The sequence below is a fragment of the Mesorhizobium sp. LNHC232B00 genome (assembly GCF_000502435.1).
GTDB lineage: Bacteria > Pseudomonadota > Alphaproteobacteria > Rhizobiales > Rhizobiaceae > Mesorhizobium > Mesorhizobium opportunistum.
Map to the genome: position 1 here is coordinate 12,521 of NZ_AYWP01000002.1, position 16,973 is coordinate 29,493.

Sequence of the window (16,973 nt, forward strand, 5' to 3'; positions counted from 1 at the left end):
TTGTCCGTTCGCCACTCCCGAAGCAACAGCAGGCAGATGTCATGGATATCGTCAGACTCGCAATCAACAATGCCCGCCTGACCATTTCGGTCCTGGTCTTCCTGCTGATTGCAGGCTGGGTCGCCTATCAGTCGACGCCGAAGGAAGCGGAACCCGACGTTCCGATTCCGATGATGTATGTCAGCCTGATCTATCAAGGCATTTCGCCTGAAGATTCCGAGCGCCTTCTGCTGCGGCCGATGGAAAGCAAGCTGAAAAGCCTGAAGGGGCTCAAGGAGATGCGCTCAGCCGCCTTCCAGGGCGGCGGCTACGTGCTGGTCGAGTTCCAGCCGCAGACCAATCTTGCGACGGCGCTGCAGGATACGCGCTCCAAGGTGCAGGACGGCAAGGCCGACCTGCCGCAGGCGGCTGAGGAGCCCGTCGTTACCGAGGTCAACATTTCCGAATTTCCGGTGCTCGTCGTGACACTGTCGGGCGATTTGCCCGAACGCGTCCTGACCGCCGCGGCGCGCGAATTGCGCGACCGTATCGAGGAAGTGCCCGGCGTTCTCGAAGGCTCGCTGCAGGGCTCGCGCGACGATCTCGTCGAAGTCGTCATCGAACCGATGAAACTGTCTTCCTATGGCTTGCAGCTCGACCAGCTGATCGGCGCCGTCGGCGCTTCCAACAGCCTGGTCGCCGCCGGCAACATCGAAGGCTCCGAAGGCAAATACGCGGTCAAGGTGCCATCGCTGATCGAGACGCCCGAGGATGTTGCGGCCTTGCCGGTGGTCGCCGGTCCCAATGCCGTGGTGCAGGCCAAGGATATCGCGACGATCCGCTCGACCTTCGCCGATGCAGAGACGATCACCCGCCTCAACGGCAAGCCGGCCATCGCCATCGAAGTCAAGAAGCGCATCGGCGCCAATCTGATCGACACGCTCACCAAGGTGAGGGAGGTGTCCGACGGCTTCGTCAAGACGATGCCCGAGGGCATGCACGTCACCTACACGCAGGACAAGTCGGTCTTCGTCAACCAGTTGCTTGGCGACCTGCAGAACCATGTGATGATCGCGGTGATCCTGGTGTTCATCGTCATCCTCTATGCGCTGTCCGGCCGTGCCTCGCTGCTCATCGGCCTGGCCATCCCGTCGTCCTTCCTGATCGGCATCCTGTTGCTGGCGATGATGGGTTACACGATCAACATGATCGTGCTGTTCAGCCTCATTCTGGCCGTCGGCATGCTGGTCGACGATGCCATCATCGTCACCGAATTCGCCGAACGGCGCATGAGCGAGGGCATGCCGAAGCAGGATGCATTCGCGCTGGCCGCCAAGCGCATGGCCGGTCCGGTCATCGCGGCGACGATGACGCGCATTGCCGCCTTCTCGCCGCTCCTGTTCTGGCCCGGCATCATCGGCGATTTCATGAAGTACATGCCGATCACGCTGATCGTCACGCTGTCGGCGTCGATGCTCTACGCGCTGGTCTTCGCGCCGACGCTGGGCGCGATCTTCGCCAAGGCGCCGCAGCATCACGAGGATGACAATCGCGACGGCTGGTACATGGCCGTCGTCAAGCAAGCGGTGCGCTTCCCCATCACCGTGATGGTGCTCACCGTCGTCCTGCTGGCCGGCATCTTCGTCGGCTATTCGAAATACGGCGCAGGCGTCGAGTTCTTCCCGAGCGTCGAGCCCGACTACGGCCTGCTCTATGTGCACGCCCGTGGCAACCTTTCGCTGGCCGAAATGGACACCGCGACGAAGATCGCGGAAAATCGGATGCTTGGCTGGCCCGGGATCAAATCCGTCTACACCCGCGTCGGCAAGACGCAGGGCGGCGGCCAGGATGTGCCCGAAGACGTGGTCGGCGTCATCCAGTATGAATTCATCGACTGGCGCGAGCGCAAATCGGCGAACCAGATCCTGAACGATCTGCGCGGCGTAATGGCCGGCATTCCGGGCGTCGACGTCGAGGTTCGCGTGCCCGAGGCCGGACCGCCGACTGGCAAGCCGATCCAGATCAGGCTGTCGGCCGTCGATCCCAAGGGGCTCGACGACAAGGCCCGGGCCGTTGCGGCGCGCGTGGCCAAGGTGCCCGGCGTCATCGATATTTCCGATGGCCTGCCGCCGCCCGGTGTGGACTGGGCGCTCGAGGTCGACCGCGCCAAGGCGGCGCAATACGGCATCAGTCCGACCGCTGTCGGCACCGTCGTCCAGCTGGTGACCAACGGGCTGAAGCTCTCGGAATACCGGCCGGCCGGCGCTGACGATGCCGTCGATATCAGACTGCGCCTGCCCGAAGACCGGCGCACACTGTCGACGCTCGACGAACTTCGTGTGCAGACCTCGCAAGGCTCGGTGCCGATCTCGAACTTCGTCATCCGCAAGCCCGAGCCGACGGTCGGTATCCTCAACCGCATCGATGGCGCGCGTACGGTGGTGGTGCAGGCCAACGTTGCCGCCGGCCAACAGGTCGCGGCTGTCCAGCAGGAGGTCACCAAGGCGGTCGCCGACATGGATCTCGGCAGCGGCATACGCTGGAAGCTGGCCGGCTCGAACGAGGACAGCGCCGAAGCCAGCGCCTTCCTCAGCAAGGCCTTCGGCGCCGCGATCTTCCTGATCTTCCTGGTGCTCTTGGCGCAGTTCAACAAGTTCACCAGCGTCTGGCTGGTGCTGTCCTGCGTGGTCATGGCGACGATCGGCGTGTTCCTCGGACTGCTGATAACGGGCGAGACGTTCGGCATCGTCATGTCGGGCATCGGCGTCATCGCTCTGGCCGGCGTGGTGGTGAACAACAACATCGTGCTGATCGACACTTATGACCGGCTGCGCGAAGAGGGCTGGGACAAGATGGAGGCCGTGCTGCAGACCTGCCGCGAGCGCGCGCGCCCGGTGGTGCTGACGGCGGTGTCGGCCATTCTCGGCGTGCTGCCAATCGCCTTTGGCCTTGGCCTGGAAATCTTCCACCACGAGACGACGATCAACGCGCCGTCGACGCAATGGTGGATTTCGCTGTCCTCGGCGATCGTCTTCGGCCTGTCCTTCGCCACGGTGCTGACGCTGGTGGTGACACCCTCGATGCTGATGGTGTTCACCCGCGCCAAGGTCAAGCCCGGCGCCCGGCGCAGCTTGTTCAGCCGGCTGTTCCGGCGCGGCAAGGGCGAGATCTCGTCGGATGCGCCAAAACCGGATGCCGGTTCGGAACCAGCGATCGCCTTCCCGAAAGCCGCCGAATAGGCACGACTTCCCGATTTGAGTGCAAAGGCCGTCCGGAACAACCGGGCGGCCTTTTGCATTGTCCCTCAGCCTCATGGGTTCAAATGCGGGGAAGTCTCATGCCGATCACCACCATCGTCATTATCATCCTGGTCCTTGTCCTCATCGGCGCGGTGCCGGCATGGCCGCATTCACGCTCCTGGGGTTATGGGCCGTCGGGCATTCTTGGCGTGGTGCTGGTGGTGGTTTTGATACTTGTGCTGATGGGCCGGATCTGAGCTGACGCGCAGCCCCTGGCGGTGAGCTCAGGCCGTCTTGGCCAAAGTTCCGGCCGTCGCGATGCCGATGTCCTCCAGAGCCTCGGCGACAGCCTGGTCGAGCGCCGTATGCGGGATCCCGCCGATGATGCCTTCCAGCCGCGTCGAGGCCAACCGGTGCGGCTCGAAGCGCAGATAGGACATCGAGACGATCTCACGCCACATCGCCACGAACGGGCTGCCGGCGCGCAGCACCCACCAAGGCATCGAGGTCATCCTGAGCGGGCGGCCAACAGCCTTCTCGGCCGCCGCCTTGATCTCCAGGTCGGTGACCGCGTGGCCGGGAAAGTTCAGCGCCTCGTAGGAGCCGAGCTTGTCGAGATTCTTGACCAGCGCGACGAAGCCCACGGCGAAGTCAGGCAGATAGGCCCATTCATGCACCAGATCGGCCGGGCCGGGCGCGGTGTAGATGCCATTGGCGATCTTGGCGGCGACGATCAGGTCGAACCACGAGCCGCTGCCAGTGCCACCGAAGAAGTCGCCGGCCCGCAGAACAATGGTGCGCACGCGGCCGGCGTCGGCCTCGCTGCGAAAAAGCGCCTCCATGGCGCTGCGGATGCGGCCTTTTTCCGTCGTCGGGTGGAAGGGCGTGTCCTCGGTGATCACCGCCGGCATCGGCGAGCCGTAGTTGTAGACGGTGCCGGGGAAGAGATGCAGCGCGCCGTTGGCATGGCAGGCGGCCATGACGTTCTCGGCCATCGGCAGGCACTTGCCCCAGTCGGTGTAGATCGGATTGAGGCCGTTGAAGACGATGTCGACACCTTGCGTGGCGCGGATGAGGGCCTCGCGGTCAAGCGCGTCGCCGGCAATTGCGGTCGCACCCTTGAGTTCGACCGGCAGCTTGCCGGTGCGGGTGACGGCGCGGACGTCGAAGCCGGCATCAATGAATGCCTTGGCGACGACGCGGCCGAGCCGACCATTGGCGCCGAGAATTGCGATCTTGGTCATTTTAGTTACTCCTGGTTGGTTTGTTGCGGTCGGTATCGGTGTTTGCAGGCCGAATATGATTGCCGCACGGATGAATTGAAATTGACCATGAACGCAGTTCTGTTATTCATTCTTGAATGGTTGATATCGACTGGAACCTGATCAAGAGCTTCGTCACGGTGGCGGAAACCGGCAGCCTGTCGGCCGCGGCGAGAAAGCTGTCGGCAAGCCAGCCGACGCTTGGCCGTCACATCTCGGAATTGGAACAGGCGCTCGGCGTTACCCTGTTCCGGCGCGGGCGAAGCGGCTATGCGCTGACGGAAGCCGGGGCCACGCTGTTCGAGCGTGGCAAGACGGTGAGCGAGCAGGCAAGTGCCTTCTCACGGCTGGCTCTGGGCTCGGTCGAGGCCATCGAAGGCACGGTGCGCATTGCCGCCAGCGAGGTGGTGGCTGCCTATGTGCTGCCGGAGATGATGGGGCGGCTGGGCATCGAGGAGCCCGGCATCGAGGTCGAGATCGTCGCCTCGAACCAGGTCGAGAACCTGCTGCGCCGGGACGCCGACATCGCCATCCGCATGGTCAAGCCGGCGCAGAACGAACTGGTGGCGCGCAAGGTCTGCGATATCAAGCTCTGCGCCTGTGCGGCCATTTCCTATCTCGACAGGCGCGGTCGCCCCCTGGAGCCGGGCGACCTCGTCGATCATGCCCTGATCGGCTTCGACCGCAGCGACGAGATGATCCGAGGCTTCACGCAGTTCGGCATCCCGGTCACGCGGAACAGTTTCCGCTTCAGGGCCGACAACCAGATGGTTCTGTGGGAAGCGGTGCGGGCGGGAAATGGCATTGGCCTCGGCCAGGAGCCGCTGGCCGAGCGTGACCCGCTGGTGGAGAAGGTGCTGCCCGGCCTGCCGCTACCCGCTTTGCCGGTCTGGCTGGCCATGCATCGCGACGTGCGCACCAGCGTGCGCATCCGCCGCGTGGCGGATTTTCTCCATGAGGAACTGAAACGCTATTCGGCCGGCGCAGGCGCGAATTCGGCGCGGTGAGCGAGGCCTGCCATAAGCAGCACGACGATCAGTAGACCCGACATGGCAACGAAGATCGGGCCGAAGCTGGAATGTTCGGCGACGAAGCCGATCGCCGATGGCGCCACGAGGATGCCGGAGTAGCCCATGGTCGTCACGACACTCATGCCCGTGCCGGACGACATGCCTTCCTGGTTGCCGCCGGCCGAAAAGATGATCGGCACCATGTTGGCGATACCAAAGCCGCAAAGGGCAAAGGCCGCGATAGCGATCCAGGGCGAGGGCGACAGGCCGGCAACCAGCATGCCGGCGGCGGCGACAACTGCAGAGACACGTAGGGTCGTCACGGCGCCGAAACGATTCCGCACGCCGTCGCCGAAGAAGCGCATGATAGCCATGACGCCGGAAAAGGCGGCATAGGCGAGGCCGGCAATGGCAAGGTCGGCGCCGAGTTCCTGCTTGAGGTAAAGTGCTGCCCAGTCGAGCACCGCGCCCTCCGAAACCATCGTCAGCAACGCCATCAGCCCGACCAGATAGACCAGCGGGTTCGCCGGCAGGGAGAACTTGTGATGCTCGGCCGCCTGCGGGTTGCCCTCGGCAATGAGATAGCCGACCGCCAACGCGATCACCGCGAAAGCGAGTGCGGTCACCACCGCGGCATGGGCGAGATGGCCGTAGTTCTGGATGGCGAAGCCACCAAGGGCACCGCCGGCGAAACCGCCGAGGCTCCAAAAGCCATGCGAGGACGACATGATCGCACGCGACAATTTTCGCTCTACCACCACGGCATTGGCGTTCATGGCGACATCCATGCCGCCGATCGAGCCGCCGAAGATGAACATGGCGATCGCCGCCAGCGGCACGTTGGGCGCCAGCGCCACGATTAGCAAGCCAAGGCTGCCGCAAAGACCGAACCAGCGCAGCACGGTGCGCGAACCATGTCTCGAGATCAGGTGGCCGCACCAGGTCATGGCCGTAACGGCGCCGGCGCCAAACAGCAGGATCAAAAGCCCGAGCGTGAACTTCGAGATATCCAGCCGGGTCAGGAACACCGGGATCTGCGGCGCCCAACTGCCGGTTAGGAAGCCGTTGGCCAGAAAAATGGCCGCGACGGCCCACCGTCCGCGAATGGCAGTCTGCATGGCGGTTGACGCATTCATGGGGCGAATCCAGTCGAGAATTGGACTTTGCGCGGGAAATTAGATCGATTCAATTTGCAGTCAAGCATCGGTTGCCCGGAAGTGTTTGGACCAAAGACGCAAATAAGGCCGGTATCGTTCGTAGCGGACTTATCCGCGTTGGAGATTAGCGAAAACGCTTCTCTCTTCGTCATCACGGGCGGAGCAAGGAGCGAAGCGACGCGGCGCAGACCCGAGGATCCATGCCGCGATTTCTGAGCGATGCTACGGTGCAGAACTCGCTCCGGCTGGGCGCGGCGATCATTCTGAACCGCTGTGCTTTTTGGCGACCGTCACGGCATGGATCCTAGGGTCTTCGCCGCGTCGCTTCGCTCCTTGCTACGCCCTAGGATGACGAAGGCGCGTAGCATTATCGGTGAAGAACGTGGATTGCTCTAATGATCCGTGGGCCGCCTTGCCTCGAATTCGGCCTTCTTGGCTTCGGAAGCTTCGGTCTGGTGAAGCGCCTGCCATTGCGCGTAGGGCATGCCGTAGACGATCTCGCGCGACTGGTCCTTGTCGAGATCGACGCCTTCAGCGTTTGCCGCCTCGCGATACCAGTTCGACAGGCAGTTGCGGCAGAAGCCGGCGAGGTTCATCAGGTCGATGTTCTGCACGTCGCTGCGTTCCCTGAGATGCTCGACCAGCCGGCGAAAGGCGGCGGCTTCGAAGTCGCGTTTCTGCTCGTCGCTGAGTTTGGTCATCGAAACCTCCGTCATAAGGGCCCGGTGCGCGAGCCGAACATCTTTACCGCATGTATATCGGGACGGCGGTCGATGGCGTCAACGATCGGCGCCAGGCGTTCAGCCCAGGCGATGGCGCCCTTCTGATCCGATATCAGATCCTGGCGGATTTCGATCAGCGCATGGGCATATCCGTTGACGATGGCATGCTTGAACATGGTGTCGCCGCGCAGCGCGCCGTCATAGGGTTCATTGTCGCCAACCACGAGACCCTCGTCCTCGGCCAGCATGTCGATCAGCGGCCGCGCCACCCGGTCGTCCCGATCCCAGAGGATCCCGACATGCCACGGACGTTGCCTGCCCTGCATGACCGGCGTGAAGGAATGGACGGAGAAAATGAAAGGTGCCTGCCCGAACGCTTGCGCAACCGAAGCGATCATGGCGCCGACCGCGTCGTGATAGGGCCGGAAGAAGCGGTCGAGCCGCCTTTCACGCTCCTCAGGCGCGAGCGGATAGTTCCCGGGCACCACCGTGCCGTCGTAGAGCTGGCGGATGAGCGTCGGGTCGTCCTCACCGCGATTGGGATCGATCAGCAGCCGCGAGAAATTGGCGAGCACCGCCGGGACGTCGAGCAAGGCGGCGAGTTCGCGCGTCACCGCTTCGACACCGATATCGTAGGCGATGTGGCGGTCGAACTCCGCCGGGGGCAGGCCGAGGCTGCCATACTCGTCGGGCAGGTCGCGGCGGGCATGATCGGCCAGGAGCACGATGCCTCGCTTGCGATCGCCCTCGACAATGTCGAAAGGCGCGAAAACTGTGGATCGGGTCATTGGCGGGAAATGGTCTGTTCGCTGGCTTCCGGGGAGGGTGCTATCGTCATTCCACGAAGGCGACGCTTGCGCAATGCCGTTGTTTGGCCAAGGTTTCCCGGGAAATCTGGCGGAGGTCGGCGAATTGTGCGCCGGAGCCTTTCTAAATCGATTGGAATTGAACAAAACGGTGCGTTGACATGCGCCCGGACTTTTCCGAAAAGGGGCGCAGAGAGATGCTGATGTGGTTCTTGAGGGGTTTTGGAATGGGTTCCGCCGGCAGGCAGCGCATGCGCTCTGTCTTTGCCATGCCGCTCCTGACCCTGACCGTCGGCATGTCGGCAATGGTCATGGCCTCGCCGGCGCGTGCCGATTTCCGTGTCTGCAACGCCACGCAGAACCTGATCGGAGTCGGCATCGGCTATCGCGCCAAGGCCGGCTGGATCACTGAAGGCTGGTGGCACATCGAAGGATCGAGCTGCAAGACGTTGATCGAAGGGCCGCTGTCATCAAGGTTTTACTATCTTTATGCAGAAGACGCCGAGCGCGGTGGACGCTGGGACGGCCCGATCAACATGTGCGTGGCTGAAAAAGAGTTCAAGATCGCCGGCGTAAACGACTGCGTCGCCCGGGGCTTCCAGCGCGCCGGATTCCAGGAATATGACACGGGCGAACAGGCGAGCTGGATGGTCCAGCTGACCGATGAGCCCGCAACGGGAGGCGCTCCAGCCGCCCCGGGAACAAATAGTCAATGAGACGCAGCCGCAAGGTCAAAATCCTAGCCACCATCGGTCCGGCCTCCTCCTCCGAGGAGATGCTGAAGAAGCTGTTCGAAGCCGGTGCGGATGTCTTCCGTATCAACATGAGCCATACCGATCACGAACTGATGCGCACGCTGGTCGGCCGCATCCGGGCCGTCGAGGAACAGGTCGGGCGGCCGATCGGCATCCTCGCCGACCTGCAAGGTCCGAAGTTGCGCGTTGGCAAGTTCGCCAATGGCAAGGAAGTGCTGACGCTGGGCCAGACCTTCACGCTCGACGACAATCCCGAGCCGGGCACGTCGGCCAGGGTCTATCTGCCGCATCCGGAAATCCTGAGCTCGGTTGAGGCCGGCCACCGCCTGCTGATCGACGACGGCAAGCTCGAACTGAAGGCGGTGAAGAGCAACGGTAAGTCGATCGTCTGCACCGTCGTTGCCGGCACCACGATTTCCGACAAGAAAGGCGTCAGCCTGCCTGATACCGACCTGCCGGTCGGCGCGCTGACCGAAAAGGACCGCAAGGATCTCGACGCGGTGCTCGCCACGGGTGTCGACTGGGTCGCGCTGTCCTTCGTGCAGCGGCCCGAGGATCTGGCCGAGGCGCGCAAGATCGCACGCGGCCGGGCGCTGATCATGGCCAAGATCGAAAAGCCGCAAGCCGTTGCCCGGCTGGCCGAGATCATCGAATTGTCCGATGCGCTGATGGTCGCCCGTGGCGATCTCGGCGTCGAGATGCCGCTCGAGGCCGTGCCCGGTATCCAGAAGCAGATCACGCGCGCCGCGCGCCGGGCCGGCAAGCCAGTGGTGGTGGCCACGCAGATGCTGGAATCGATGATCACCGCGCCCGTGCCGACCCGCGCCGAGGTGTCCGACGTCTCCATCGCCGTGTTCGAAGGCGCCGACGCCATCATGCTGTCGGCCGAATCGGCGGCTGGTGCCTATCCCGTCGAAGCGGTGGCAATGATGAACCGCATCGCCGCCAAGGTCGAAACCGATCCGACTTATGCCGGTATTATCAACGCGCAGCGCTCCGAGCCCGAAGCGACCGGCGCCGACGCCATTTCGCTGGCCGCCCGCGAAATCGCCGAAACGCTGAAACTGTCGGCGATCATCACCTACACCGCATCCGGCACCACCGGCCTGCGTGCGGCGCGCGAACGGCCGCAGGTGCCGATCATCGCGTTGTCGCCGATCCTCAACACGGCCAGGCGGCTGTCGCTGTTGTGGGGCACGCATTGCGTCGTGTCGCCCGACGCCACCGACCTCGACGACATGGTGAACCGTGCCTGCCGCATCGCGCTGGAAGAGGAATTCGGCAAGCCTGGCGACCGCGTCATCATCACGGCCGGCGTGCCGCTGAGGACGCCCGGATCGACCAATATGCTGCGCATCGCCTATGTCGGATCGGAAACGGCCGGCCGGTAAAGCGGGGCTTCAGCCTGTCGCAATTCTGAGTGCTCGTGCCGCGGCTTCAGCGTGATCCCTGCGCTGAAGAAACGTGCGTGCGCGAGGAATAGGGTCGTGCAGGTACTGATCCGGGCCCAGTATCTTTCGTCGGTTGAGTTCGGCCGTGTCGAGCAGATCGAAATCGACCTTCTCGATCGTGCAATGCCATCCCGCACTGTGCGAGACCCAGCCTTTGCTGTGGTGTACCAGGAGCCGCTCACGGCTGGAGTAGCCGTGGTAGTCGAAAGCGACGATGCCGTTCGTCACATAGATATGGTTTCCCGAAAAACCTTCGCCTGGAATGATCCGCTCTGCGTAGAATCCCTCCAGAGGGGGATGCTTGAGGAAGGTGCCGGCGAGAATGGCGCATGCGCCATGACCGAAGAAGATGCGATCCGGCAGTGCCCATCGCTTTTCGGGGTTTCTCTTTATGCCGTGCTTCAGGACGTACATGCCGCTCGGGTCCTGATGGCGCCGTGCGATGAACTTTTTCGGGAGACGCGCATCAGGTCGGTGCCAGCTCCGCTTCAGGTTCCTTGATGTCGGCGCACTTGCCGGCACCGTATGTATCGCCTGCAATTCGTGCTTCCACCACCTTGGCCATCGCCTCCAGATCGACGGCCTTGCCGGCAACCTTCTCGATGGCGCCAACCACGAGGTCGGCGGCGATCCAGTCGGGCTTGTGGCCGAGATTGCGCACCCAGATCAGTTCAGCGCCCGATATGTCGCGCGCCAGGCCGACGGAATGGATATGCGCATAGACGACCTTGTCGCGATCGCCGGAGATGATCACGGTCGGCGCCGTGATCCCGTTGTAGCGCGGTGCCGCGCCGAGCGCATAGCGATAGAGCCCGGCGACGTCGGTGGCGTTGGCGCGAAAGGCCGCCGGCCGCAGCACCAGCGGGATCGAGGCCATGCCGGGATAATTGTCCGGCACCTTGTTGGGCGAGAACACGCAGGTGGTGGCATCGGCCATCTGCAGCGTTCCGGCGGGATAGGCCAGCGTTTCGGAGAACAGCCGGCCGATCACCGGAATGGTGGTCAGATCGTAGTACCAGGCAGTCGCGCCGCCCGGCCAGGGATGGGTCGCGGGTGCGAGGAAGACGAGACCGAGCGTCTTGTCGGCATGTTCGCGGCCAAAGGCGGTGCTTATGGCGCCACCGAAGGAATGGCCGACGATGATTGCCTTGCGAATGCCGAGATGATCCATGAGTGCGGCCAGCGTTCTTGCCTGAGCCGACGGATCCTCATTGTTGCCGGGGCCGCGCCCTGACCAGCCGTGCCCCGGCCGATCGAAGAACAGCATTTCGGCGCGTCCTTCGAGCGGTGGCCGCAGCGGCAGCATCTGATCCCGGAGATTGGCGCTGGCGCCGTGGATGAAGACGATCGGCGGCAGGTCCGCATTGGCGGGCGCCGGGACGTGGACATAGTGGATGCGCGCGCCGTTGATGTTGGCGAATTCACCGATCGGCGGATTGCGACGCTCGATCAGCCATGAACCGACGCGGGTGACGCCGACGAAGCCAAAGACAAGCGCCATCAGGAAGGCGAGTACGGCGGAGATCAGGTTCATTCGGGGAGATACGGGGGTGGGGAGGGATAAGTTCTGGAACAGGGAATAGGCAGTAGGCGGTAGGCAGTAGGCAGTAGGCAGTAGGGCTGCGTTTCACAGTGCAATCTGCAACCCTACTGCCTTACTCCCTATTCCCTACTGCCTCAAATGCCTTCTCCGGCAAGCTCTTCCGAAAGCGTCGCGACCTGGTCCTGGGCGCTGCGCATCATCGGGTAGATGACCAGCACCTTCTGCCAGGCCTCGAGCGCTGACTGCTTGTGGCCGGTCAGCGCCATGATCTGCGCCAGACCGGACAGCGCGCCGAAATGGCGCGGCTCGAGCTGCAGCGTATGGTCGATGTCGGACATCGACTTGCCGTAGTTCTTCATCATGAAATGCACGGTGGCGCGCCGGTTCCAGCCTTCGGCGTAGCTCGGCTGCAAGGTCACCACCTGATCGAGGAAATCGAGCGCGACGTCGAACTTCTGGTTCTCGATCGCCTTTTGCGACCATTGCATCATCAGGTCGATCGAGGCGCTGCCCGACTGGGACCATTCGTTCCAGATGTTGCCGGCGATGCGTTCGGCCGCCTTTTCGTTGCGCTCGCGCTTCAGGTCGGTGAACAGCTTGTCGAGCCGATCCTGCTTCGTCATCGGCGCGGCCGGTGCATTCGGGGCTGCCGGCGGAGCCGCCTGGTCATCCGCCATGGCCGGCAGGGCGCCGGCAACGAGCAAAGCTGTCAAGAATGCAAAAAGAATCCGCATCGCCCGATCCTAGTCCCGGGCGGCGGAACATCAAAGTGATTTTAGCGTGAGAGGCCGGCAGGCCGACAAGCATCAATTGGCGGAGGCAAAAAGCCTCCGGCCGAAAACTCAGCCCTGGCGCGCCTTGTAGCGGGGGGCGGTCTTGTTGATGATGTAGACGCGGCCTTTGCGGCGAACCAGCTGGTTGTCGCGGTGACGCGCCTTCAACGCCTTGAGCGAATTCTTGATCTTCATGGTCTTGCCTGTCGGTGTGGACCCGGTCCCGGGTCGAAATTTTAAGGCGCGCCAGAAGACGCGCCTTTGAACTGTGGGTGGCTCATAAACGAGGAGCCTTGTCCGTGTCAACCGCAAGCGTGCTCCACTCCGCCTTAACATCAAATATCCGCCATGTCGGCCTACGGCATTGCATGGTCGGGGCTCGGCTGGAATGATCCGCCAGCCGTGACATGATTTGGGGGATGACCATGCGCCGAATTTTCCTGTCCGCCTGCCTTGTCCTGCTGGCGGGAACCTCGATTGTCCGGGCGCAGGAATGCGACCGCTCGGACGACAGCCAGCAAATGATGAACATCTGTGCCGGCGAGGATTACCAGGCCGCCGACGCCAGGCTCAATGCGGCCTACCAGGACCTGATCAGCTCGGACGATGCCGACGGCAAGAGATTGCTGCAGGTGGCACAGCGTGCCTGGATCACCTTCCGCGACGCCGAGTGCGCGCATTCCACGGCCGCCAGCGCAGGCGGTTCCATTCACGCGATGGCGGTTTCGCAATGCCTTACCAGGCTGACCGATGATCGCACTAGGCAACTCGCCGCCGCGGCCAATTGCGAGGAAGGCGATGTCAGTTGCGCCAGCCCCGACGAGGACAGCGACGAGGTGCAATAGCTCTTGGACTAAGCCAAGCGGCCGATGCGGGTGAAATGGCCCATCTTGCGACCGAGCCGCGCCTCGGCCTTGCCGTAGAGATGCAGCATCAGGTCGGGCTCGGCGAGCAGTTCGGGGACACGCAGCACGTCATCGCCGATCAGGTTCTCCATCACGCAATCGGAATGACGCCTCGGGTCTCCCAGCGGCAGGCCGGCGACGGCGCGGATGTGCTGCTCGAACTGCGAGACGGTGCAGGCGGCTTCGGTCCAATGGCCGGAATTGTGGACGCGCGGGGCGATCTCGTTGGCCAGCAGCGAGCCATCGGCCAGCACGAAGAACTCGACGCCGATGACGCCGACATAGTCGAGCGCCGACAGGATCTTTGCCGCCGCCGCTCGTGCCGCCTGCGCTGTTTCAGGCCTGATGGCGGCCGGCAGGGTCGAGGTATGCAGGATGCCGTTGCGGTGGACATTTTCGGCCGGGTCGTAGGCCGCCACGGTTCCGTCCGATCCACGCGCCGCGATCACGGATATCTCGCGCTCGAACGGCACGAAACTTTCCAGGATCAGCGGGACATTGCCCATCGCCTCGCAGGTGCCGACAAAACCGCCGGTTTCCATGTTGCGGAAGACGCGTTGGCCCTTGCCGTCATAGCCCAAGCGCCGCGTCTTCAGGATGCCGCTGCCGCCGAATTCTTTCAGCGCCGCCGTCAGTCCGTCGTCAGTGTCGACGGGGCGGAAATCGGCCGTGGCAATGCCGATGTCGTTGAGGAACGTCTTCTCGCCCACCCGATCCTGCGCCACTTCGAGGGCGCGTGGCGGCGGGTAGACCGGCACCTTGGCGGCAAGCGCGCCTGCGGCGGCAACCGGAACGTTCTCGAACTCGTAGGTGACGACGGTACTTGCCGCTGCCAGTTCGGCAAGGGCCGCCGGGTCGTCATAGGCGGCCGTTATCTGCCGGTTGGCGACTTGCGCGGCCGGACAATCCGCTTGCGGCTCCAGCACCACGGTGTGGTAGCCGAGGCGGGCGGCGGCCATTGCCAGCATGCGGCCGAGCTGGCCGCCGCCAATGATGCCGATGGTCGATCCGGCGGGCAGGCTCACGGCGTGTCCGTCGGCTCGGTCGCGACCTTGGCGGTCTGCGAGGCGCGCCAGGCATCGAGCCGCTGGGCGAGCTTGTCGTCGTTCAGCGCCAGCACGGCAGCGGCCAGCAGGGCGGCGTTGGCCGCACCAGCCTTGCCGATGGCCAGCGTCCCGACCGGAATGCCGGCGGGCATCTGGACGATGGAGAGCAGCGAATCCTGTCCAGACAGCGCCTTCGATTCCACCGGCACGCCGAATACCGGCAGCGGAGTCATCGCCGCCGTCATGCCTGGCAGATGAGCGGCCCCACCGGCGCCGGCGATGATCACCTTGTAGCCGGCGGCCTTGGCGCCCTTGGCGAATTCATAGAGCCGGTCGGGTGTGCGGTGCGCGGAGATGATCAGCCGCGTGTGCGGAACACCCAGCGCCTCCAGCGTTTCGGCGGCCTGGCGCATGGTCGCCCAGTCGGACTGGCTGCCCATGATGATGGCGACGTCGGCGCGTTGATCGTTCAAGCTAATGCTCCCGGCGACAAAGGCGCGCCTTAGCGGAATTCGCGCGCCACGGCAAGGATAGGCAGCCGAAGTGGCCGCGTATTGGCTCACACCGCAGCCTTGCGGAAGCGGGCGACGAAGTCGTCGAGCTCCGGCCGCTCCATGTCGGAGATCGCCCAGTAGGAGAAGGCGCCATCGCTCCAGTGGACCATCGAGAAGCCGCCCGACGAAAGGTCGTCCGGCTGGGCGGTCTTGCCGCCTTGCTGCGGCTCGGCGACCAGCGTGATCAGGTGCTCGCGGTGCCGGTAGACCAGTGCCGGCACCGGCCGGCCCGATATCACCTCGACCCGGCCGCCGATCAGCGCGAAGCCGTCCTGGGCAAGGTCCGGGGCCGGCGGCGAGACGCCGATCCGGGCATCGAGCCAGGGCTTGACCGTATGGCGGTCGGACGAGACGATGTCGATCGGGCTCGCGGCAAGCAGGCTGCGGCGGTGGCCGCTGGCGACCGCGGCGGCAAAGCCATCTTCCGCGCCACTGAACATCGCCCATTGCGTCGCCCCGCTGGCCAGCACCGCGCTGACCATGATCGACGCGGCCATGGCGCGCCAGTCGAACGTGCCGAAACGGTGCGCCCTTGGTGATGGCCGCGCCTGGGAAGGCCGTGTCCCGGCTTCCCGGCGCTGGCCGCCGCCAGGGCTCGCAATCAACCCCGGCAGCGCCGACGGCACGCCACGCTGCGGCTCCGTCGCCCCGGCCTGCGCCTGTTGTTCGGTGCCGGCCATGCCGATCGCCGCGATGCGGGCTCGAAAGGCATCGCTGACATCGGGGCGCGGCAAGCGGCTCACCGCTCCCCGCAAGGCCATGATACGGGCATGCTCGGCGGCAAGCCGCGGGTCGGCGGCGATGCGCCGCTCCACGGCAAGTGCGGCGGCCGCATCGAGCTCACCATCGACAAGGGCATGGATCATCAGTCTGATACCTTCGGGATCATTGGGCAGTCCGTCGTCGTGTGTCATGACGCTCTCCCCAGTTCAGACGCCAGCAGGCCGCGAGCACGGGCCAGCCTGGACATCACCGTACCGATCGGCACGGCAAGCATGGCCGCTATCTCGCGATAGCTCAGGCCATTGATGTCGCGCAGCACCAGCGTTTCGCGAAACGGCTGCGGCAGCGCAGCGATTGCGGCCTCGAGTGCCGCTGTGTCCGCCCTGGCGATCAGGCTCGCTTCCGGGCCATCCTCGTCCGGCAGGCTGGTGCCGTGCGCGGCGGCCATGTCGTCGAGATCGCCGAGGTCGCCGACGGCCGTCATGCCGCGCGGCCGGTTGCGCGCCATCCAGGTGTAGGAGGTGTTGCGCACGATGGTCAGCAGCCAGGCGCGGGAATTGCCGCCGGCATAGCCTGCGATCCCGGCATGCGCCTTGATGCAGGCGTCCTGCACGACGTCCTCGGCATCGGCCGCATTGCCGGTCAGCCAGCGGGCAAGTGCCAGCGCGTCGCCGAGATGCGGCAGCACCACCTCATTGAAGCGTTCCGCCAGCGCCCTCTCGCTCAAAGCAGCACCATGATCCGATACTCCGGACAAGACCGGGCGTGCCGCCTCAGGACGCGACAGCGAGTTTGCCTTGCTCGCAGGGGTAAAGCCCCCAGGAGCAGGCAAGGTCGCCTGCCTTGCTGGAAGTGAATTCATCTGCGTCACCGGTGTCAAGAACCACAGAGGAGGGACCGATGGCGATCATGCGCTCCAGCACATGGCGACGGCTGGCGCCGCAACCATGTTCGCCGGGCTCTCGATGATAGGGCATGCGATCTCCTCAACGCCAGCAGTGGCGTATGCCAAGGAGACTTGTTGCGGCTGGGGTTTATTCCCGCAGCG

20 protein-coding genes are annotated in these 16,973 nt (G+C 64.2%); 6 read left to right on the plus strand and 14 right to left on the minus strand.

The window, feature by feature from the left end; all coding sequences use genetic code 11:
* Window positions 1-41: 41 nt before the first annotated feature.
* Both X743_RS166425 and X743_RS1000000170255 read left to right on the plus strand, forming a co-directional pair.
* Window positions 42-3,218, plus strand: a complete 3,177-nt coding sequence (locus X743_RS166425; RefSeq protein ID WP_023763677.1) for an efflux RND transporter permease subunit — start codon at window positions 42-44, stop codon at window positions 3,216-3,218.
* Between the two features lie 98 nt (window positions 3,219-3,316).
* Window positions 3,317-3,475 carry a DUF3309 family protein gene (locus X743_RS1000000170255; protein WP_023763678.1) on the plus strand — a complete coding sequence of 53 codons (159 nt, stop codon included), beginning with the start codon at window positions 3,317-3,319 and terminating at the stop codon, window positions 3,473-3,475.
* A 27-nt stretch (window positions 3,476-3,502) separates the two neighbouring features.
* On the opposite strand, the gene X743_RS166420 is transcribed toward X743_RS1000000170255, so the two are convergent.
* Window positions 3,503-4,462 carry an SDR family oxidoreductase gene (locus tag X743_RS166420; protein WP_023763679.1) on the minus strand — a complete coding sequence of 320 codons (960 nt, stop codon included), beginning with the start codon at window positions 4,460-4,462 and terminating at the stop codon, window positions 3,503-3,505.
* A gap of 116 nt (window positions 4,463-4,578) precedes the next feature.
* Between X743_RS166420 and X743_RS166415 the strand changes: the two genes are divergently transcribed.
* On the plus strand, window positions 4,579-5,487 hold the full coding sequence (locus X743_RS166415) for a LysR family transcriptional regulator (RefSeq protein WP_023763680.1): 909 nt from the start codon (window positions 4,579-4,581) through the stop codon (window positions 5,485-5,487).
* On the opposite strand, the gene X743_RS166410 is transcribed toward X743_RS166415, so the two are convergent.
* From X743_RS166410 to X743_RS1000000172700, 4 genes are all read right to left on the minus strand, one after another.
* A complete protein-coding gene (locus X743_RS166410) occupies window positions 5,451-6,626 on the minus strand; it encodes an MFS transporter (RefSeq protein WP_023763681.1) in 1,176 nt (391 codons plus the stop codon). The two genes, X743_RS166415 and X743_RS166410, sit on opposite strands and share 37 nt — an antisense overlap.
* Window positions 6,627-7,039: 413 nt before the next feature.
* Entirely contained in the window at window positions 7,040-7,348 is a 309-nt protein-coding gene (locus tag X743_RS166405) for a DUF1244 domain-containing protein (protein ID WP_013892578.1), read from the minus strand.
* 11 nt (window positions 7,349-7,359) lie between these two features.
* Complete coding sequence (locus X743_RS166400) at window positions 7,360-8,157, minus strand: N-formylglutamate amidohydrolase (protein ID WP_023763682.1); 798 nt, start codon at window positions 8,155-8,157, stop codon at window positions 7,360-7,362.
* A gap of 142 nt (window positions 8,158-8,299) precedes the next feature.
* Entirely contained in the window at window positions 8,300-8,488 is a 189-nt protein-coding gene (locus X743_RS1000000172700; protein ID WP_198028412.1) for a hypothetical protein, read from the minus strand.
* Between X743_RS1000000172700 and X743_RS166395 the strand changes: the two genes are divergently transcribed.
* Together X743_RS166395 and pyk are read left to right on the plus strand one after the other, a co-directional pair.
* Window positions 8,403-8,891, plus strand: coding sequence for a DUF1036 domain-containing protein (locus X743_RS166395; RefSeq protein WP_031249900.1), 489 nt, complete (start codon window positions 8,403-8,405; stop codon window positions 8,889-8,891). The two genes, X743_RS1000000172700 and X743_RS166395, sit on opposite strands and share 86 nt — an antisense overlap.
* Window positions 8,888-10,321 (plus strand): pyruvate kinase, encoded by a 1,434-nt coding sequence (gene pyk / locus X743_RS166390; RefSeq protein ID WP_023763684.1) that lies wholly within the window; start codon window positions 8,888-8,890, stop codon window positions 10,319-10,321. The genes X743_RS166395 and pyk overlap by 4 nt, the downstream gene beginning before the upstream one ends.
* Window positions 10,322-10,330: 9 nt before the next feature.
* Here the strand turns inward: pyk and X743_RS166385 are convergent, their stop codons facing one another.
* From X743_RS166385 to ykgO, 4 genes are all read right to left on the minus strand, one after another.
* Window positions 10,331-10,795: a hypothetical protein gene (locus X743_RS166385; protein WP_023763685.1), complete on the minus strand. Its 465-nt coding sequence runs from the start codon at window positions 10,793-10,795 to the stop codon at window positions 10,331-10,333.
* Window positions 10,796-10,847: 52 nt separating this feature from the next.
* Window positions 10,848-11,915, minus strand: a complete 1,068-nt coding sequence (locus X743_RS166380) for an alpha/beta hydrolase (RefSeq protein WP_023763686.1) — start codon at window positions 11,913-11,915, stop codon at window positions 10,848-10,850.
* Window positions 11,916-12,058: 143 nt separating this feature from the next.
* Window positions 12,059-12,658: a hypothetical protein gene (locus X743_RS166375; protein ID WP_023763687.1), complete on the minus strand. Its 600-nt coding sequence runs from the start codon at window positions 12,656-12,658 to the stop codon at window positions 12,059-12,061.
* 108 nt (window positions 12,659-12,766) lie between these two features.
* The gene (gene ykgO, locus X743_RS166370) at window positions 12,767-12,892 is read right to left on the minus strand and encodes a type B 50S ribosomal protein L36 (RefSeq protein WP_006327841.1); all 126 of its coding nucleotides are present in this window, start codon (window positions 12,890-12,892) and stop codon (window positions 12,767-12,769) included.
* Window positions 12,893-13,122: 230 nt separating this feature from the next.
* Between ykgO and X743_RS166365 the strand changes: the two genes are divergently transcribed.
* Window positions 13,123-13,542 carry a lysozyme inhibitor LprI family protein gene (locus X743_RS166365; protein WP_023763688.1) on the plus strand — a complete coding sequence of 140 codons (420 nt, stop codon included), beginning with the start codon at window positions 13,123-13,125 and terminating at the stop codon, window positions 13,540-13,542.
* An 8-nt stretch (window positions 13,543-13,550) separates the two neighbouring features.
* Here X743_RS166365 and X743_RS166360 read toward each other — a convergent pair whose 3' ends face one another.
* From X743_RS166360 to X743_RS166340, 5 genes are all read right to left on the minus strand, one after another.
* Window positions 13,551-14,627 carry a 5-(carboxyamino)imidazole ribonucleotide synthase gene (locus tag X743_RS166360; protein ID WP_023763689.1) on the minus strand — a complete coding sequence of 359 codons (1,077 nt, stop codon included), beginning with the start codon at window positions 14,625-14,627 and terminating at the stop codon, window positions 13,551-13,553.
* Window positions 14,624-15,121, minus strand: coding sequence for a 5-(carboxyamino)imidazole ribonucleotide mutase (gene purE / locus X743_RS166355; RefSeq protein WP_023763690.1), 498 nt, complete (start codon window positions 15,119-15,121; stop codon window positions 14,624-14,626). The genes X743_RS166360 and purE overlap by 4 nt, the downstream gene beginning before the upstream one ends.
* 86 nt (window positions 15,122-15,207) lie before the next feature.
* Window positions 15,208-16,116 carry an anti-sigma factor gene (locus X743_RS166350; protein WP_023763691.1) on the minus strand — a complete coding sequence of 303 codons (909 nt, stop codon included), beginning with the start codon at window positions 16,114-16,116 and terminating at the stop codon, window positions 15,208-15,210.
* On the minus strand, window positions 16,113-16,652 hold the full coding sequence (locus tag X743_RS166345; RefSeq protein WP_023763692.1) for a sigma-70 family RNA polymerase sigma factor: 540 nt from the start codon (window positions 16,650-16,652) through the stop codon (window positions 16,113-16,115). Before X743_RS166345 ends, X743_RS166350 begins: the two co-directional genes overlap by 4 nt.
* Window positions 16,653-16,698: 46 nt before the next feature.
* Window positions 16,699-16,902 (minus strand): hypothetical protein, encoded by a 204-nt coding sequence (locus X743_RS166340; RefSeq protein ID WP_023763693.1) that lies wholly within the window; start codon window positions 16,900-16,902, stop codon window positions 16,699-16,701.
* Window positions 16,903-16,973: the final 71 nt, after the last annotated feature.

Excerpts from the sequence above, each read along its gene's own strand:
- pyk (WP_023763684.1), top strand. The coding sequence starts at position 8,888 with ATGAGACGCAGCCGCAAGGTCAAAATCCTAGCCACCATCGGTCCGGCC.
- X743_RS166380 (WP_023763686.1), bottom strand. The coding sequence starts at position 11,915 with ATGAACCTGATCTCCGCCGTACTCGCCTTCCTGATGGCGCTTGTCTTT.
- X743_RS1000000170255 (WP_023763678.1), top strand. The coding sequence starts at position 3,317 with ATGCCGATCACCACCATCGTCATTATCATCCTGGTCCTTGTCCTCATC.
- X743_RS166420 (WP_023763679.1), bottom strand. The coding sequence starts at position 4,462 with ATGACCAAGATCGCAATTCTCGGCGCCAATGGTCGGCTCGGCCGCGTC.
- X743_RS166395 (WP_031249900.1), top strand. The coding sequence starts at position 8,403 with ATGGGTTCCGCCGGCAGGCAGCGCATGCGCTCTGTCTTTGCCATGCCG.
- X743_RS166365 (WP_023763688.1), top strand. The coding sequence starts at position 13,123 with ATGCGCCGAATTTTCCTGTCCGCCTGCCTTGTCCTGCTGGCGGGAACC.
- X743_RS166340 (WP_023763693.1), bottom strand. The coding sequence starts at position 16,902 with ATGCCCTATCATCGAGAGCCCGGCGAACATGGTTGCGGCGCCAGCCGT.
- X743_RS1000000172700 (WP_198028412.1), bottom strand. The coding sequence starts at position 8,488 with ATGACCATTGCCGACATGCCGACGGTCAGGGTCAGGAGCGGCATGGCA.
- X743_RS166415 (WP_023763680.1), top strand. The coding sequence starts at position 4,579 with ATGGTTGATATCGACTGGAACCTGATCAAGAGCTTCGTCACGGTGGCG.
- ykgO (WP_006327841.1), bottom strand. The coding sequence starts at position 12,892 with ATGAAGATCAAGAATTCGCTCAAGGCGTTGAAGGCGCGTCACCGCGAC.
- X743_RS166385 (WP_023763685.1), bottom strand. The coding sequence starts at position 10,795 with ATGTACGTCCTGAAGCACGGCATAAAGAGAAACCCCGAAAAGCGATGG.
- X743_RS166400 (WP_023763682.1), bottom strand. The coding sequence starts at position 8,157 with ATGACCCGATCCACAGTTTTCGCGCCTTTCGACATTGTCGAGGGCGAT.
- X743_RS166425 (WP_023763677.1), top strand. The coding sequence starts at position 42 with ATGGATATCGTCAGACTCGCAATCAACAATGCCCGCCTGACCATTTCG.
- X743_RS166350 (WP_023763691.1), bottom strand. The coding sequence starts at position 16,116 with ATGACACACGACGACGGACTGCCCAATGATCCCGAAGGTATCAGACTG.
- X743_RS166405 (WP_013892578.1), bottom strand. The coding sequence starts at position 7,348 with ATGACCAAACTCAGCGACGAGCAGAAACGCGACTTCGAAGCCGCCGCC.
- X743_RS166375 (WP_023763687.1), bottom strand. The coding sequence starts at position 12,658 with ATGCGGATTCTTTTTGCATTCTTGACAGCTTTGCTCGTTGCCGGCGCC.
- X743_RS166410 (WP_023763681.1), bottom strand. The coding sequence starts at position 6,626 with ATGAATGCGTCAACCGCCATGCAGACTGCCATTCGCGGACGGTGGGCC.